This window comes from Thiemannella venezuelensis, from assembly GCF_014203605.1.
GTDB lineage: Bacteria > Actinomycetota > Actinomycetes > Streptosporangiales > Streptosporangiaceae > Planomonospora_A > Planomonospora_A venezuelensis.
In genome coordinates, this window is record NZ_JACHJJ010000001.1 from 327459 (window position 1) to 342880 (window position 15422).

The following is a 15422-nucleotide window of genomic DNA, read 5'->3' on the forward strand; positions in this document are numbered from 1 at the left end:
CTCGCGTCGTCAGGCGGATCGCCGGGGACCGTCAGGGGATGATGGGGGAGCCGCCGTTCTCGCCCCAGTCCGGCGGCGGCTCGTCTCCGCCGCCGCCGTCATCGTCGCCGCCCCAGCCGCCGTCATCGTCGTCGCCGCCCTGGTCGTCGCCTCCGCCCCTGTCGGGCTTCTTGACGGGCTTGGGCGCGCACCGGCCGGCCGAGCAGCCGCCGAAGCGCTCCTGGTTCACCGGGGTGAACGAGGTCGCCTCGACGCCCTTCAGCGCGCCGAGCATGGAGTCCTTCCAGATCCGGCCGGAGATCGACGCGCCGTACACGTAGCTGTAGTAGCGCCCGCCGATGGTCACGCCGACCAGGTCGTGCTCGAAGGCGCCGCGCGGGTCGCCGAGGCTGACCGCGGAGGCCAGGTCCGGGGTGAACCCGGCGAACCAGGCCGCGGTGTAGGCGTCGGTGGTGCCGGTCTTGCCCGCGGCGGGGCGGCCGATGCCGCCGACCTCGGTCATCGTGCCCTTGGTGAACACGTCGGACATGATGTGCGCGGCCGCGTCGGCGACCTCCTCGTCCAGGACCTGCTTGCACTTCGGCTTGTACGGCGTGGCCTTGCCGTACCGGTCGCGGATCTCGGTGATGGCCATCGGCTTGCAGTAGGTCCCGCGGGCGCCGATCGTCGCGTAGGCGGCGGCGACCGTCACCGGGTCCATCTCGTTGATGCCGAGGGTGAAGGTCTCGAACTCCTTCAGCGGCTGCCCGTCGGCCCGCTTGATGCCGAGGTTCTTGGCCATCTTGATGGTCTCGCAGAGGCCGACCTCTTCTTCGAGCTTCATGAAGAAGGTGTTCACCGAGCCGAGGGTGCCGGTGGTCAGGGTCTTGAAACCGCCGCCGCCCTCGCTGGAGTTGCGCACCTCGTGGGAGGGCTCGCCGACCCGGTTGCCCTTGCAGTCGCGGAACGCGCTCTCGCTCGGCGCCCGGTACCCGGAGCCGGTGGCGAAGCCGTCGTTCAGCTTCATCCCCTGGTCGAGCGCGGTGAGCAGGGTGAAGGGCTTGAACGTGGAGCCTGCCTGGAACCCCGCGCCGCCGCCGTGCGCCACGTCGGCCGCGAGGTTGTAGCTCATCTCGTTCTTCTTCTTGTTCTGCCCGAAGTTCCGGCTGGCGGCCATCGCCTTGATGGCGCCGGTTCCGGGGACCACCATCGCCTGCGCGGCGACCGGCTTGTCGCTCGTCTTGACGTAGCGCGCGATGGCCTTCTCCGAGGCCTCCTGCGCCTGCGTGTCGAGCGTCGTCTTGACGGTCAGGCCACCGCGCTGGAGGAACTTCTTGCGCGCCTCGGGGGTCTTGCCGAAGTCCTCGTTGTTGAGGATCTCGTACTGCGCGTAGAGGCAGAAGTAGGGGTACTTGCTCTCCTCGCAGCCGCCCCGGGCCGCGACGTCCTTGAACCCGAGCTTCTTGGCCTTGGCCTCCGCGGCCTCCTGCGGCGTGATCTTGCCGAGCTCGGCCATCCGGTCGAGCACGATGTTGCGCCGCTCCAGCAGGCGCTGGCGGGCGTCCTTGCCGGTGTTCGGGTCGGTCCGGCTGGGGTTCTGCACGGCTCCCGCCAGCGTGGCGGCCTCCCACAGGGTCAGCTTGGACGCGGGCTTGCCGAAGAACCGCTTGGCCGCGGCCTGGATGCCGTGGGCGCCCGCCCCGAAGTAGGAGATGTTGAGGTAGCGCTCGAGGATCTCGGACTTGGTGTACTTCTCCTCGATGGCCAGCGCGTAGCGCAGCTCGTTGAGCTTGCGGGAGAAGGTGGGCGCGATGGCGGCCTCCTGCTCCTCCTTGCTCTCGGCGGCGGTGAACAGCACGAGCTTGACGTACTGCTGCGTGATCGAGGAGCCGCCCTGGACGACGCCGCCGCCGGAGAAGTTCTTCGCGGCCGCGCGGAGGGTGCCCTCCACGTCGAGCGCCCCGTGCTCGTAGAACCGGAAGTCCTCGATGGCGACGATCGCGGTCTTCATGACGTCGGCGATCTGGTCGAGCCTCACCGACTCGCGGTTCTCGAAGTAGAACTGGGCGAACTGCTTGCCGTCCTTGTCGAGGAGGATGGTCCTCTCGGGGAGGGGGGGCTCCTTGAGCTCCTCCGGCCGGAGGTTCAGCTCCTCCGTCGCGGACTGCACGGTCATGCCCGCGCCGCCCACCGCGGGCAGCGCGATGGCAGCGACCAGCACCCCCGCGGCGACGGCCGCGGCGATCAGCCGCAGCAGGCTTCCCACTGCCGATCTCTGATCTTTGCCTTGAGCTTGCACGAGTCCAAGAGTACGTCGGGTAGATGGTCCGAACGGTAACGGAGCACTATTTGCGCTTGGCTTGCTCCTGCCCGGAGAAGAGGTAACTAGTCATTCCCGGCCACATGACCGCCCAGGACCATGCGAGAAATTGGTCCCGCCGGGGTCTGTCCGCCCCAACGTCTGGTTGCGTACGGTCTCTTTCTGCGGCAACTGAATACCAGGCCCGACGACCGCGCCCGTCGGCCCCCAAGTCACGACTGACCACCTAAGGGGAGTGGGGTCGAATGTGGATCACGGATTGGACCTCCAATGCGGCTTGCAAGGGTGCGGATCCTGACGCGCTGTTCGTTCAGGGCGCTGCCCAGAACCGGGCGAAGCTGATCTGTCGAGGGTGCCCGGTCCGGACCGAGTGCCTCGCCGACGCGCTGGACAACCGCATCGAGTTCGGGGTGTGGGGCGGGATGACCGAGCGTGAGCGCCGGGCCCTGCTCCGCCGTCGGCCGGACGTCGACTCCTGGCGGGAGCTCCTGGAGTACGCCAAGGAAGAGTACGAGCGGACGAACGAGCTGATCGCCGGCTGAGCCCGCAGGCTCCCCCGCGACGCCCGTCCCCGGGAACCGGCCGGTCCTGCGCACAGCGGGACCGCGCGGGTCGCACCGTACGGGTCGCCGCGCGCGGGTCACCGTGCGCAGGTCACCGTGCGTGAGTCACTGCGCGGCCAGCAGCGCGCCCACCCGGCGCAGTCCCTCCAGATCGTGCACGTCCGCGGGCATCGCGGGGACCTGCGCCATCGGCACCGTGGGGTGCGCGGAGGCGAAGTGCTCCTGCTGGCGCTGCTCGCGAGCGGCCAGTTGCATCCGGCCCGCGTGCAGCCGGAGCGCCGCCGCGGTCAGCTCGTGCTCGCCGCGCGCCTCCAGGTCCTCGGCCGCGGCGGCGCTCCGGGCGGCCGAGAGCCCGCCCGCGGTCGGGAGGTGCACCCGGTTGACCACGAGGCCGGCCAGGGGCATGCGCTCGTCGGCCAGCCGCTCCACGAAGTAGGAGGCCTCGCGCATCGCGTCCCGTTCGGGGGCGGCGACGACCACGAAGGCGGTGCCGGGCGCCTGCAGCAGCCTGTAGGTCTGCTCGGCCCGGGCCCGGAAGCCTCCGAAGACCGCGTCCAGGGCGGAGACGAACGTCTGCAGGTCCTTGAGGACCTGCGCGCCCAGCAGCTTGGTCATGGCCCCGGCGACGAGCCCGAACCCCGCGTTGAGCAGCTTGAAGGCGCTGCGCCCGCCCGCCTTGGCGGGGGCGGTCAGCATGCGGATGAACCGGCCGTCCAGGAACCGGCCGAGCCGTTCCGGCGCGTCCAGGAAGTCCAGCGCGGAACGGGACGGCGGGGTGTCGACGATGATCAGGTCCCACTCGCCCGACCGGCGGAGCTGGCCGAGCTTCTCCATCGCCATGTACTCCTGGGTGCCGGAGAAGCTGGAGGAGAGGGACTGGTAGAAGGGATTCGTCAGGATCTGGCGTGCCCGTTCGGGGTCCGCGTGCGCCTCGATGATCTCGTCGAAGGTCCGCTTCATGTCGAGCATCATGGCGTGCAGCGTGCCCTCGCCCGTCACCCCCGCCACCGGCCGGGGCGTGTTGTCGAGCTCGGACAGGCCCATCGACTGAGCCAGCCGCCGTGCCGGATCCACGGTGAGGACGACGGCGTGCCGGCCGCGTTCGGCGGCCCGCAGGCCCAGGGCGGCCGCGGTGGTGGTCTTGCCGACACCGCCCGAACCGCAGCAGACGATGATCCGGGTGCCCGGGTCGTCAATGATCGCATCGAGGTCGAGAACCGGGACGTTCTTCACCATGCTCCCTGAATCACTCCCTGAGCCGCGCACGCCGCCTCCTTCGGCCGCGTCCGCGGTGCCGCCGCGCCCCTGGTGCGCGGTGCCGCCGTGTCCTCGGTCCGCCCGCTCACGCCGCCCCCTGGGCCCGGATCGACTCGGCCAGTTCGTACAGCCCGGCCAGGTCCACCCCGTCCGGCAGCAGCGGCAGCTCGTAGCGGGGCCGTCCGGCGGCGTCGAGCGAGACGCGCTCCTGACGCTCCAGCTCGGTACGGCGGGCGTGCTCGGAGATCTCCTGGGCGAGGGCCTCGGCCAGGGCGGCGGCGTTCGGGTCGCCGTCGGCCAGCCCGGCCGCCTTGAGCCCCAGCGCCAGCTCCATCGGGTCGAAGCGGCCCGCCGCGGCGGCGTCGAGAGCGGCCTCGGGCAGCCCGGAGGTCCGGACCATGTTGGTGAAGACGCCGCCGGCGGGCAGGCCCGCCCCGCGGAGCTCGGTGATCCCGTCGAGGGTCTCCTGGACCGGCATCTCCTCCAGGAGCGTGACGAAGTGCACGGCGGTCTCGGGAGAGGCCACGACCCCGCTCACGAGGTCGGCGTGGTTCTTGATGGGCCCGACCCTGGCAAGGCCGGCGACCTCGTTGGTGACGTTGAGGAAGCGCACGATCCGGCCGGTCGGCGGCGCGTCGAGCACGACCGCGTCGTAGATCCTCCGGCCGTCCTTGCCCTTGCGGCGGACGGCCTCGGTGGTCTTGCCGGTGACGAGGACGTCGCGGAAGCCCGGGGCGATGGTGGTGGCGAAGTCGACGATGCCCATCTTGCTCAGCGCCCGGCCCGCCCGGCGCATGCCGTAGAACATCTCGAGGTATTCGAGCATGGCCTCTTCGGGGTCGACGGCCAGCGCGTAGACGTCCCCGCCGCCGGGCGCGACGGCGACCCGCCGCTCCTCGTACGGCAGCGGCGGCAGGTCGAAGACCTGGGCGATGCCCTGCCGCCCCTCGACCTCGACCAGGAGCACCTTCCGGCCGTCCGCGGCGAGCGCGAGGGCCAGCGCGGCGGCCACCGTGGTCTTGCCGGTGCCGCCCTTGCCGGTGACGACGTGCAGTCGTACACCATCCCAGTCGGTATCGCGCGAACTCACGTTTCGAAGGCTACCCAACGGTCAACCGGCGATTCGCGGTGGCCGTCGTTTGGGACGCGACTCACACTCCGGCCCGCCACCGCGGCCCCTTCCCCCGCCTTCCGCGGTCCGGCCCCGACCCCGCCGGAGGCCTGTCGCGCACCGCTGACGGGATCGGGACCGGGCCCGCTCGCTAATGTGTCTCGCATGACGAAATGGGAGTACTCGACGGTGCCGCTGCTGGTCCACGCGACCAAGCAGATTCTCGACAACTGGGGCCAGGACGGCTGGGAGCTCGTCCAGGTCGTGCCGGGGCCGAACCCCGAGCAGCTGGTCGCCTACCTGAAGCGTCCGAAGGAGTAGGGCCGGTGTCTCCGGAGGAGAAGCTGGCCGAGCTCGGCCTGACCCTGCCCGAGGTCGTGGCGCCGCTGGCGGCGTACGTCCCGGCCGTCCGCTCGGGCGACCACGTCTACACGTCGGGCCAGATCCCGATGGTGGACGGCAAGCTCGCGGCGACCGGCAAGGTCGGCGCCGAGGTGAGCGCCGAGGAGGCCCGCGAGCTCGCCAGGACCTGCGCGCTCAACGCCCTCGCCGCGGTCGCGTCGGCGGCGGGCGGCCTGTCCAACGTGGTCCGGATCGTCAAGGTCGTCGGCTACGTGGCCAGCGCCCCCGACTTCACCGGGCACCCGCAGGTCGTCAACGGCGCCAGCGAGCTGCTCGGTGAGGTGTTCGGGGAGGCCGGCAGGCACGCCCGCAGCGCGGTGGGCGTCGCCGTCCTGCCGCTGGACGCGCCGGTCGAGGTCGAGTTGATCGCTGAGGTCCGCTGACGCTCCGATTGTCCGGAGCGTGATCCGTACCACATGATGGACCGGAAAACCGAGTGATGTTCGGGTGAAAGGTTCGGATATGGGTGGAATTCCGCTCCCGGGGGAGCTCGGCGAGCGCGCACGCGACATCCTGGCCGGGCGGGTGGAGCCCGTCCCGGCCCGGGATGCCGCCACCGTGGTCGTCCTCCGGGAGGGCGTCGAGGTCTACCTGCTCCGGCGGAAGGCGAGCATGGCCTTCGCGGCGGGGGCCTACGTCTTCCCCGGCGGCTCGGTGGATCCGCGCGACGCCGACCACGCGATCGCCTGGGCCGGGCCCTCGCCCGCGGAGTGGGGCGAGGTCTTCCGCGCCGACGACAAGACCGCGCGCGGCCTGGTCTGCGCGGCGGTCCGGGAGACGTTCGAGGAGTCGGGCGTGCTGCTCGCCGGGCCGTCGCCGGAGTCCGTCGTGGCCGACACCACCGGGGACGACTGGGAGGCCGACCGGCTCGCCCTGATCGCGCGGAGCCTCTCCTTCGCCGACTTCCTGGACAAGCGCGGCCTGGTCCTCCGCGCCGACCTGCTCCGCCCCTGGGCGCACTGGATCACCCCCGAGGTCGAGAACAAGCGGTTCGACACCCGCTTCTTCGTCGCCGCGCTCCCTCCCGGCCAGCGCACCCGCGACGTCGGCGGCGAGGCCGACCAGGTGGCCTGGGTGCGGCCCGCCGAGGCGATCGAGCAGGCCGGGAGCGGCCGGATCTTCCTGATGCCGCCGACCCACCGCACCCTGAAGGAACTGGCCGCCTACGAGAAGGTCACCGACGTGCTCCAGGCCGAGCGGGAGATCGTCACCTTCATGCCGAGGATCGCCGAGGTGGACGGTGAGATGCACATCGTCCTCGACGACGACTACCGGTTCGGCGGCTCCTGACGTGAGCGGTCTGCGGATCCCGCTGGAGGGGCCGGACGGCGCCGGTACGGCGCACGCGCTCAACCTGCTCGCCCCGAACCCGTCGCCGATGACCCTGGACGGCACCAACACCTGGGTGATCGGGCGCGGGGAGGAGGTGCTGGTCGTCGATCCCGGCCCGGACGACGGGCGGCACCTGGCCCGGGTCGCCGACCACCTGCGCGACCGCAGGGTGGTCGCGATCCTGCTCACCCACGGCCACCACGACCACAGCGGTGGCGCGCGGGCCTTCGCCGGCCTGGTGGGGGCCCCGGTGCGGGCGCTGGACCCCCGGCACCGGCTCGGCGACGAGGGGCTCGGCGACGGCGACGTGGTCGCCGCGGGCGGGCTGGAGCTCCACGCGGTCGGCACGCCCGGCCACTCGTTCGACTCGCTCTGCTTCTGGCTGCCCGAGGACGGGGCGATGCTGACCGGGGACACCGTGCTCGGCCGGGGCACCACCGTGATCGCCCCGGACGGCGACCTGGCCGACTACCTCCGGTCCCTGGACCGGCTGCGCGCCACCGCCGAGCGGGTGGGGGCGCGGGCGCTGCTGCCCGGGCACGGCCCGGTGCTGTCCGACCCGATCGCCGCCCTGGACGGGTACCTCGCCCACCGCAGGCAGCGCCTGGACCAGATCCGGCGGGCGCGCGAGCGGGGCGCCGCCACGCCGCGGGAGATCGTCGAGGTCGTCTACGCGGAGGTGGACCGCTCGCTCTGGCCGGCGGCCGAGATGTCGGTCCGGGCCCAGCTCGACTACCTCGACGGGCTCCGGGGCTGAGTCCGGCACGCCGGGCGGGGCGGGAGCCGTCCCGCCGTCAGAGCAGGGTGCGCGCCATCTGGCTGACCAGGCACTCCTCCCCGTCGACGGACGACGGCGCGAGATGGTGGTTGATCTCGAGCGAGACCAGCCCGTGCATGGTGCCGAAGAGACCGAGCAGCCAGTGCCGCTCGTCGGCCGGCAGGCCGGAGAGCTCCTCGAAGCGGTAGGAGCGGCCTTTGACCTCGCCGATGACGGACAGGAACGGGCGGTAGACGGACCGCTCGGCGGACACGGTCGGTCCCTCGGCGGGTGCCGCGTAGCCGGGCAGCTGATCGGTCCAGATCAGGTTGAAGCGCCGGGGGTTGGCGACGGCCCAGGACCGGTAGGCCCGGACGCAGGCGAGGAAACGGTCGGCGGGAGCGGCGCCCTCGGCGGCGCGCCCCTCCTCGACGGCGGCGGCGAGCCGCTCGAAGCTGTCGGTGATCATGGCTGTGAACAGGTCTTCGAGGCTTGGGAAGTACGTGTAGAGCGACGCCGGGTTCATGCCGACCTCCCGGGCGATGCCGCGCCAGGACACGTTGTCGGGACCGCCCTCGTCGAGCCGGCGGAGGGCGATGGCGATGATCTCCGCGGTGAGTTCGCGGCGCTGGCGGCCCCGCCGCGACTCCTCTCGGTGCTCGTTCACCTGAGAGAGGTTATCCCGAACGCTCTTGACTTTCCAAACACTGTTGGGGCTTCTCATGCCAAACACCGTTTGAATTTCGAACGGTGATTGATCGTGCCGGTGTCGCCCGCGCCGCGCCGCGGCCCGCCGGCCCGGCCGTTCCCCGTGACCGACCAGCAAAGGAAACCGCCATGACCACCGTCGCGCTCGGACCCCTACCGGCATCGGGTGAACGCGTCCGAGGACTGCTCACCGTCGCCGTGAGCCTGCTCATCTTCGTGCCGCTGACCGTGCTCGGCGCCGCCATCGGCTGGCCGGCCTCGCTCGGCGACCCCGCCGAGACCGCATTGCCCCGGCTGCTCGAGAACGAGCTGCCGACCCGGCTGGGATATCTCGTGTACCTCGCCTACAGCGTCGCCTTCCTCCCGGCCGCCGTCGGCGTCTCGCTGTGGCGGAGGCAGGGGCCGGTCACGGTCGCCGTCTGGATCGCCGTCGGCGCCGCCGCCGCGTCCGCCCTCGCCCGGACGGTCGGGATCACGCGATGGCTGTCCACCGCGTTCCCGCTGGCCGAGCAGTGGCGGCGGAACCCGTCGCAGGCGACGAGAGAGGCGATCGCCGTCCAGTTCGGCACCCTGAACGACTTCGGCGGCGCCATCGGCGAGATCCTCGGGGTCAGCGTCTTCGCCGCGCTGTGGCTGGCCGCCACGATCGCCGGGCCGGGCCTGCCCCGGTGGGCCCGCCGCGCCGGTGTCCCCGTCGTCGTCCTGGTCGCCGCCCCGGCCGTCGAGCTGGCGGGCGTCGACTCCGGCGCCCTGGTCAGCCTGTCCAGCGCCTCGATCACCCTGTGGCTGGCCGCCGTCGGCGTCGCGATGGCGCGAGGCCGCGCCGATCGGGGGCGCGGCGCCGGGAGCGCGCAGGGCCGCGCTCCTCTGCCGGGCGGGCGGTGACGGGCCGCCCGCAGGAACGCCCGGTCCCGCTAGCGGGAGCGGTTGTGCAGGCGCTCGATGTCCATGATGACCACGGCCTTGGCCTCGATGCGCAGCCAGCCGCGCTGGGCGAAGTCGGCCAGGGCCTTGTTCACGGTCTCGCGCGAGGCCCCGACGAGCTGGGCCAGCTCCTCCTGGGTGAGGTCGTGGTGGACCCGGACGCCGTCGTCGACCTTCTGGCCGAAGCGGTCGGCCAGGTCGAGCAGGGCCTTGGCGACCCGGCCGGGGACGTCGGTGAAGACCAGGTCGGCCAGCACGTCGTTGGTACGGCGCAGCCGCTGGGCCAGGGCGCGCAGCAGGTGCAGGGCGACCTCGGGGCGGCCGGTCAGCCAGGGGCGCAGGTCGTCGTGGCCGAGCCCGGCGAGCCGGACGTCGGTCAGGGCGATGGCGGAGGCCGTACGGGGGCGGGGGTCGAACAGCGAGAGCTCGCCGAACATCTCGCTCGGCCCGAGCACGCTGAGCAGGTTCTCCCGGCCGTCGGGCGCGGTCCTGGAGAGCTTGATCTTGCCTTCGAGGACGACGTAGAGCCGGTCGCCGGTCTCGTTCTCGCTGAAGAGGGTCTGTCCCTTGGAGAGCCGGATCTCGGAGATGCTCGTGCGCAGGGCGGCGGCGCCCTCACGGTCGAGTGCGGCGAAGAGAGGGGCCTTGCCCAGCACGTCTTCGGTGTTCACGATGCCTCCTTGTTCACGGCTGACCTGTCGCCGGCCGGTTCGCCGCACTCATGTGGTGCTGTCGCGAACGCCGCGTTCTCCATCCCCGGTATCCGCAACAGCCATTGTGACCCATCCCACCGCCCGCTCTCCAAGGGCCCCGTGGGAACGGACGGGAGCGCATAAGGTGTCGGAATGCCCCGTGAAGACAGTCCGGCGGGCGAGTCCCGGCTGGCGCTGGTCCGCCGCGCCCGGCGGATGGACCGGATCCTGGCGGAGACCTACCCCGACGCGCACTGCGAGCTCGACTTCGGCGACCCGCTGCAGTTGCTCGTCGCCACGATCCTGTCCGCGCAGTGCACCGACAAGCGGGTCAACATGGTCACACCCGCACTTTTTGCGAAATATAAGTCTGCGGAAGACTACGCCGGGGCGGACCGGGCCGAGCTGGAGGAGGTCATCCGGTCCACCGGGTTCTTCCGGGCCAAGGCCGGCAGCATCATCGGCATGGCCCAGACCCTGTGCGACCGCCACGGCGGGGAGGTCCCGGGAAGGCTGAAGGACCTCGTGGCGCTGCCGGGCGTCGGGCGCAAGACCGCCAACGTGGTCCTCGGCAACGCCTTCGGCGTCCCGGGGATCACCGTGGACACCCACTTCCAGCGGCTCGTCCGCCGGTTCGGCTGGACCGCGGAGACGGACCCCGTCAAGATCGAGCAGGTCGTCGGCGGATTGATCCCGAAGCGGGACTGGACGATGGCCTCCCACCGCCTGATCTGGCACGGCCGCCGCATCTGCCACGCGCGCAGGCCCGCCTGCGGCGCCTGCCCGCTGGCCGCCCTCTGCCCGGCGTACGGCACCGGCCCCGCGGACCCCGCCGAGGCCGCGAAGCTGGTCCGCCCGGGCCCGTTCTCGTAGCCCCGGCCGGGCCGGCGGGCGTCCGCGGACCTGGAGAACCGGGCCGGCCGGGACCGCGAGCCCGGGAAGCACCGGCGGGCGACGCCGTGTTGGAGAGCATCGGAGGTGTGATCGTGGAAGTGCCTGGATGGTTGGAGACGCTGGCCGAGCGGGCCGCGAGGGCGACGGTTCCCGCGGAGCTGCGCCCGCCCCGGTCCGGAGGGCGGCCGGCCGCTGTTCTGCTGCTGTTCGGCGAGGGGCCGCTCGGCCCCGACGTGCTGCTGATCCAGCGCAGCTCGCGGGGGCGGCGGCACGCCGGGCAGCCCGCCTTCCCCGGTGGGGGAGTCGACCCCGCCGACGGCGGCCCGGTCGCCGCCGCGCTGCGCGAGGCGGAGGAGGAGACCGGCCTCGACCCGGCAGGCGTCCACGTGGTCGGCACCATGCCCGAGCTGTACGTCTGGCGCAGCGACAACCGGGTCACCCCGGTCATCGGCTGGTGGCACACGCCCTCGGCCGTGCACGCGGCCTCGCCCGACGAGGTGGAGGCGGTGGAGCGGGTCCCGATCGCCGAGCTGGTCGACCCGGCCAACCGGCTCAGGCTGAGGCACCCGAGCGGCTACTCCGGGCCCGCGTTCCGGGTGCGGAACCTGCTGGTCTGGGGGTTCACCGCGGGCGTGCTCGACGGGGTCCTCGCCGACTCCGGCTTCGCGCTCCCGTGGGACGCGTCACGGGTCGAGGACCTCCCGCCCGACGTCCTGGACCTCGCCTCCCGCGGCTAGCCGGCGCGGCCGGCGCCGGGCGACCGGCCCGGCTCCGCGCCGGCTCCCCCGTTCTCCGCGGGCGGGGAGCCGCCGACCAGGGCCATCCCGAGGCAGGCCCAGTCGGCGACGTCGTCGTCGGGGTCCGCGGCCAGGCGGCGCAGCGCGGCCAGCCCCGCCGGGTCGGGCGGGCTGCCGACGATGTTCGGCAGCGCGTAGGCGGCGCCGTACCGGACACCGGCGTCGGGGTGCTCGGACAGCGTGATCACCGAGGGCAGCGCGCGGGGGTCGCGCAGGTGGCCGAAGGCGATCAGCACCGAGTAGAGCACCATCGGGTCGTCCTCGCTGGCGGCCAGGTAGCGCAGCACCGGCAGGCTCCGGTCGGTGAAGCCGAGCCCGGCGAGGACGTCGATCCCGAGCATGCGCTCGGCCGCGCTCCCGCCCCCGCACAGCCGCCGCGCCGCGGTGAAGGTCTCCAGATCGGCGCGCTCGTGCAGGGCGGTGATCGCCTGCCAGCGGGCCGTACCGTCCTGGTCCGGGTCCCGCAGGGCCTCCTCGATCAGCGAGGAGACGGGCACCGGTCCCCCGATCGTCGCCATGAGGCCACGATAACCAGCACGCGGCCGCCGGAAGGAGTGCACGCGCGGCGCGGCGGCTGGATACCTTAAAGGGGTGAGCGGTGATCTCCTCGACCTCGTCCTGATCGCGTTGATGGTGGCCTTCGCCGTGTCGGGATACCGGCAGGGGTTCATCATCGGCGCGTTGAGCTTCGTCGGGTTCGTCGGCGGCGTGCTGCTGGGCGTCTTCATCGCGCCCCCGATCGCCGAGGCCGTGGTCGACGGCGACACCGAGCGGGCGCTGCTCGCCATCGTGATCGTCTTCCTCACCGCCATCGTCAGCCAGTTCGCGTCCTCGACGATCGGCGCGGTGGTCCGCAGCCACGTCACCTGGGAGCCGGCGAAGGTCGTCGACGCGGTCGGCGGCACGTTCGCCAGCGCCATGGCGGTGCTGATCGTCGCCTGGTTCATCGGCTCGCTGTTCGCCTCCTCGCCGTTCACGCTGATCAGTGAGCAGGTCAACAAGTCGCTGCTGCTGGGCGCCGTCGACCAGGCGATCCCCCAGGCGGCCAAGGACATCCAGAAGCCGATCAAGAACTTCATCGACACGTCGGGCTTCCCGCAGGTGTTCGAGAACATCGGGGCCGCCCAGTTCGTCGACGTGCCCCCGCCCGACCAGAGCACCTCCACGAGCCCGGAGCTGGCCCGCGCCCGCAAGGGCATCGTCAAGGTCCAGGGCGTCGCGTCGAGCTGCCGGCGGCACATCGAGGGCACCGGGTTCGTCTACGCGCCGAACAAGATCATGACCAACGCCCACGTGGTCGCCGGGGTGAACCAGGACCTCTCGGTCGTCGACTACCGCAACAACGTCCGCCCGGCCAGGGTCGTGCTCTACAACCCCGACCGGGACATCGCGATCCTGCACGTCGCCGACCTGAACCTGCCGCTCCTGAGGTTCGACGGCACCGCCTCCAAAGGCGACGACGCGATCGTGGCGGGCTTCCCGCACGGGAAGGGCTACACCCTCGACCCCGCCCGCATCCGGACCCGCCAGCGGGCCGTGGGCTCCGACATCTACGAGAGCAAGACGGTCAACCGCGACGTCTACTCGATCCGCGGCCTGGTCCGGCCCGGCAACTCCGGCGGGCCGCTGCTCACCCCCGACGGCCGGGTCTACGGCGTGGTCTTCGCCGCCGCGCTCGACCAGCAGGAGACCGGTTACGTCCTCACCGCCGGTGAGGTCGCCCCGGACGCCGACGACGGCTCCCGGCTGTCCAACCGGGTGGACACCCAGGAGTGCGACCACTGACCCCTACAGCAGGGCTCTGATCCCGGCGATCGCCACCGCGGCGTCCAGGCCCGACGGCTCCCGTGCGGCCAGTTCCCGGGCCGCCCGGGCGAGCGTCCCGTACGGCGCGCCGTACCGGCCGATCCGGTCGGCGCCGCGCGCCAGCAGCGCCGAGGCACCGCGCGGGTTGCCCCGCTGCAGGTGGGTGAGGCCGACGCAGATCTGCGCGAGCCCCTGCCAGAGCTCCCGCTCCTCGGCCGGGCCGGTCTTCCAGCGCGCCTCCAGCACCTCGTGCGCGTGGAAGGGCCGCTCCTCGCCGAGCAGGCGGCGCGCCTCGGCGAGCGCCTCCGCGGCGTCCGGGGCGTAGTCGTCGGGGATCCGCTCCACCCCCTCGGCGCCGTGCGGCAGGGGGCGCCCGAAGGCGTCCCGGGGCCGCTGGTTGCGGGCGCGCCCGTCCGGGTCGCGGTCCCTGGAGGGCGTCGGGCCCTCCGCGCGGGCGCCGGGGCCGCCGGAGGTCACCGGTCGGGCTCCTCGTCGGCGAGCCAGCCGATCAGCTCGGCGTCGAAGACCTCGGGCCGCTCCTCGTGCGGGAAGTGCCCGGCGCCCTCGACCAGCCGCCACCGGTAGGGGGCGGCCACGTAGCGGCCGGAGCCCTGGGCGGTGCGCGGCAGCATGCGCCCGTCGAGCGCGCCGTGCAGCTGCAGCGTGGGCGTCTCGATCTCCGCGCGCATGGTCCTGGCGTAGCGCAGCCCGTCCGGGCGGAACTGCGAGCGGGCGAACCAGCGGTGGTACTCCAGCGCGCAGTGCGAGACGTTGGGGACGCGGAACGCCTCGCGGTAGGTCCGCGAGACCTCCTCCTCCGGCCATCCGGGCCCGGACCACTCCCGCAGGAACCTGCCGACCAGGGCGGCGCCGGCGGCGGTCAGCCGGCGCTCGGGCAGGATCGGCAGCTGGAAGCCGAGCGCGTGGCGGCTCGCCCTGAGCTGGCCGAACGGCTCCGAACGCAGCGCGGAGCGGAGCCGGAGCGGGTGCGGCGCCGAGACCGGGACCAGCCGCCGGACCACCTTGGGGTCCAGGACGGCCATCGTCCAGGCCACCAGGCCGCCCCAGTCGTGACCGACGACCGTGGCCCCGGTCTCGCCCAGCGCGCGGACCAGCCCGGCCGCGTCGGCGGCCAGGGCGGGCAGGTCGTAGCCGCGCGGCGACTTGTCGCTCCCGCCGTAGCCGCGCAGGTCGACGGCCACGGCGCGGTATCCCGCCGCGGGCAGGGAGACGAGCTGGTGGCGCCAGCTCCACCAGAACTGGGGGAAGCCGTGCAGCAGCAGCACGAGCGGGCCCTCGCCGGCCTCCACGACATGGAAGCGGGTGCCGCGTGCGTGCACGGAGCGGTGGGTCCACGGGCCCTCGGCCCGGATCACGGACTCCTCGGACTGGTTCACTTCTCCGGACTCACCGACTCCCGGTGTGAGCCGAGCCGACCGGCGGTGGGCGGCGCGGGGACGGCGGCGGGGGCGGATTCGCTCTCGCCGCTCTTCAGGTGCTTCAGCGAGCGGATCGTCCGCCTCATTCCCGTGAGTCCCTTGAACCGCCGCACGCCGATGAAGACCAGCAGACCGGCGAGGATCACGTAGAAGCCGGTGACGGTGCCGAAGGCGGCGACCTCCGGCCAGTCGAACACGGCCACCAGGGCGTAGGCGATGACGAACGAGATGAGGATCAGGCACAGGTGGGCGATGAACGCCGCGGCGGCGAACAGCCCCACCGCCATGCCGACCCGCTTGGCGTCGAACCTGAACTCGGCCTTGGCCAGCTCGATCTCCGCGCGGACCAGGGTGGAGAGCTGTCCGGTGGCCGCGGCGACCAGGGCGCCCAGCGACTCCTCCTGCTGCGGCTCCGTGGCCGGATTCTGCGTCATGAACGTC

General features: G+C 72.6%; 18 protein-coding genes. 9 read left to right on the forward strand and 9 right to left on the reverse strand.

The features are described 5' to 3' along the window. Positions 1 to 31: 31 nt before the first annotated feature. On the reverse strand, positions 32 to 2245 hold the full coding sequence (locus FHS22_RS01680) for a transglycosylase domain-containing protein (RefSeq protein WP_338047552.1): 2214 nt from the start codon (positions 2243 to 2245) through the stop codon (positions 32 to 34). A 299-nt stretch (positions 2246 to 2544) separates the two neighbouring features. Here FHS22_RS01680 and FHS22_RS01685 point away from each other — a divergent pair, with 299 nt between their 5' ends. Next, positions 2545 to 2841 (forward strand): WhiB family transcriptional regulator, encoded by a 297-nt coding sequence (locus FHS22_RS01685; RefSeq protein ID WP_184937680.1) that lies wholly within the window; start codon positions 2545 to 2547, stop codon positions 2839 to 2841. 126 nt (positions 2842 to 2967) lie between these two features. Here the strand turns inward: FHS22_RS01685 and bagB are convergent, their stop codons facing one another. Both bagB and bagA read right to left on the reverse strand, forming a co-directional pair. Further along, the gene (gene bagB, locus FHS22_RS01690; RefSeq protein WP_184937682.1) at positions 2968 to 4098 is read right to left on the reverse strand and encodes an ATPase BagB; all 1131 of its coding nucleotides are present in this window, start codon (positions 4096 to 4098) and stop codon (positions 2968 to 2970) included. 106 nt (positions 4099 to 4204) lie between these two features. Further along, complete coding sequence (gene bagA, locus FHS22_RS01695) at positions 4205 to 5209, reverse strand: ATPase BagA (protein ID WP_184937684.1); 1005 nt, start codon at positions 5207 to 5209, stop codon at positions 4205 to 4207. Positions 5210 to 5395: 186 nt separating this feature from the next. Here bagA and FHS22_RS01700 point away from each other — a divergent pair, with 186 nt between their 5' ends. The 4 genes from FHS22_RS01700 to FHS22_RS01715 all read left to right on the forward strand — a co-directional run bounded on the left by FHS22_RS01700 (position 5396) and on the right by FHS22_RS01715 (position 7721). Then, complete coding sequence (locus FHS22_RS01700; RefSeq protein ID WP_141703503.1) at positions 5396 to 5551, forward strand: Sp36 family protein; 156 nt, start codon at positions 5396 to 5398, stop codon at positions 5549 to 5551. Positions 5552 to 5556: 5 nt separating this feature from the next. Continuing rightward, the gene (locus tag FHS22_RS01705) at positions 5557 to 6015 is read left to right on the forward strand and encodes a RidA family protein (RefSeq protein WP_184937686.1); all 459 of its coding nucleotides are present in this window, start codon (positions 5557 to 5559) and stop codon (positions 6013 to 6015) included. A 79-nt stretch (positions 6016 to 6094) separates the two neighbouring features. Further along, the gene (locus FHS22_RS01710; protein WP_184937688.1) at positions 6095 to 6922 is read left to right on the forward strand and encodes an NUDIX hydrolase; all 828 of its coding nucleotides are present in this window, start codon (positions 6095 to 6097) and stop codon (positions 6920 to 6922) included. Between the two features lies 1 nt (position 6923). After that, the gene (locus FHS22_RS01715) at positions 6924 to 7721 is read left to right on the forward strand and encodes an MBL fold metallo-hydrolase (protein WP_338047553.1); all 798 of its coding nucleotides are present in this window, start codon (positions 6924 to 6926) and stop codon (positions 7719 to 7721) included. Between the two features lie 37 nt (positions 7722 to 7758). Here the strand turns inward: FHS22_RS01715 and FHS22_RS01720 are convergent, their stop codons facing one another. Next, on the reverse strand, positions 7759 to 8388 hold the full coding sequence (locus FHS22_RS01720) for a WHG domain-containing protein (protein WP_221473084.1): 630 nt from the start codon (positions 8386 to 8388) through the stop codon (positions 7759 to 7761). 170 nt (positions 8389 to 8558) lie between these two features. On the opposite strand from FHS22_RS01720, the gene FHS22_RS01725 reads away from it, so the two are divergent. After that, a complete protein-coding gene (locus FHS22_RS01725) occupies positions 8559 to 9314 on the forward strand; it encodes a DUF4386 family protein (RefSeq protein ID WP_184937692.1) in 756 nt (251 codons plus the stop codon). 29 nt (positions 9315 to 9343) lie between these two features. Here the strand turns inward: FHS22_RS01725 and FHS22_RS01730 are convergent, their stop codons facing one another. Beyond that, positions 9344 to 10024, reverse strand: coding sequence for a Crp/Fnr family transcriptional regulator (locus FHS22_RS01730; protein ID WP_377295984.1), 681 nt, complete (start codon positions 10022 to 10024; stop codon positions 9344 to 9346). A 174-nt stretch (positions 10025 to 10198) separates the two neighbouring features. Here FHS22_RS01730 and nth point away from each other — a divergent pair, with 174 nt between their 5' ends. Both nth and FHS22_RS01740 read left to right on the forward strand, forming a co-directional pair. Continuing rightward, positions 10199 to 10918, forward strand: coding sequence for an endonuclease III (gene nth / locus FHS22_RS01735; protein ID WP_184937694.1), 720 nt, complete (start codon positions 10199 to 10201; stop codon positions 10916 to 10918). 110 nt (positions 10919 to 11028) lie between these two features. Beyond that, complete coding sequence (locus tag FHS22_RS01740; RefSeq protein ID WP_377295994.1) at positions 11029 to 11676, forward strand: NUDIX hydrolase; 648 nt, start codon at positions 11029 to 11031, stop codon at positions 11674 to 11676. Here FHS22_RS01740 and FHS22_RS01745 read toward each other — a convergent pair. After that, entirely contained in the window at positions 11673 to 12254 is a 582-nt protein-coding gene (locus FHS22_RS01745) for a HEAT repeat domain-containing protein (RefSeq protein ID WP_184937698.1), read from the reverse strand. The genes FHS22_RS01740 and FHS22_RS01745 overlap by 4 nt on opposite strands. A 73-nt stretch (positions 12255 to 12327) precedes the next feature. Here FHS22_RS01745 and FHS22_RS01750 point away from each other — a divergent pair, with 73 nt between their 5' ends. After that, positions 12328 to 13521: a MarP family serine protease gene (locus FHS22_RS01750; RefSeq protein ID WP_184937700.1), complete on the forward strand. Its 1194-nt coding sequence runs from the start codon at positions 12328 to 12330 to the stop codon at positions 13519 to 13521. A gap of 3 nt (positions 13522 to 13524) precedes the next feature. On the opposite strand, the gene FHS22_RS01755 is transcribed toward FHS22_RS01750, so the two are convergent. From FHS22_RS01755 to FHS22_RS01765, 3 genes are read right to left on the reverse strand one after another with little or no spacing between them, the layout of a single operon-like run. Further along, positions 13525 to 14019 carry a DUF309 domain-containing protein gene (locus FHS22_RS01755; protein ID WP_184937702.1) on the reverse strand — a complete coding sequence of 165 codons (495 nt, stop codon included), beginning with the start codon at positions 14017 to 14019 and terminating at the stop codon, positions 13525 to 13527. Then, positions 14016 to 14939, reverse strand: coding sequence for an alpha/beta fold hydrolase (locus FHS22_RS01760; protein WP_184937704.1), 924 nt, complete (start codon positions 14937 to 14939; stop codon positions 14016 to 14018). Before FHS22_RS01760 ends, FHS22_RS01755 begins: the two co-directional genes overlap by 4 nt. After that, entirely contained in the window at positions 14936 to 15415 is a 480-nt protein-coding gene (locus FHS22_RS01765) for a phage holin family protein (protein ID WP_184937706.1), read from the reverse strand. The genes FHS22_RS01760 and FHS22_RS01765 overlap by 4 nt, the downstream gene beginning before the upstream one ends. Positions 15416 to 15422: the final 7 nt, after the last annotated feature.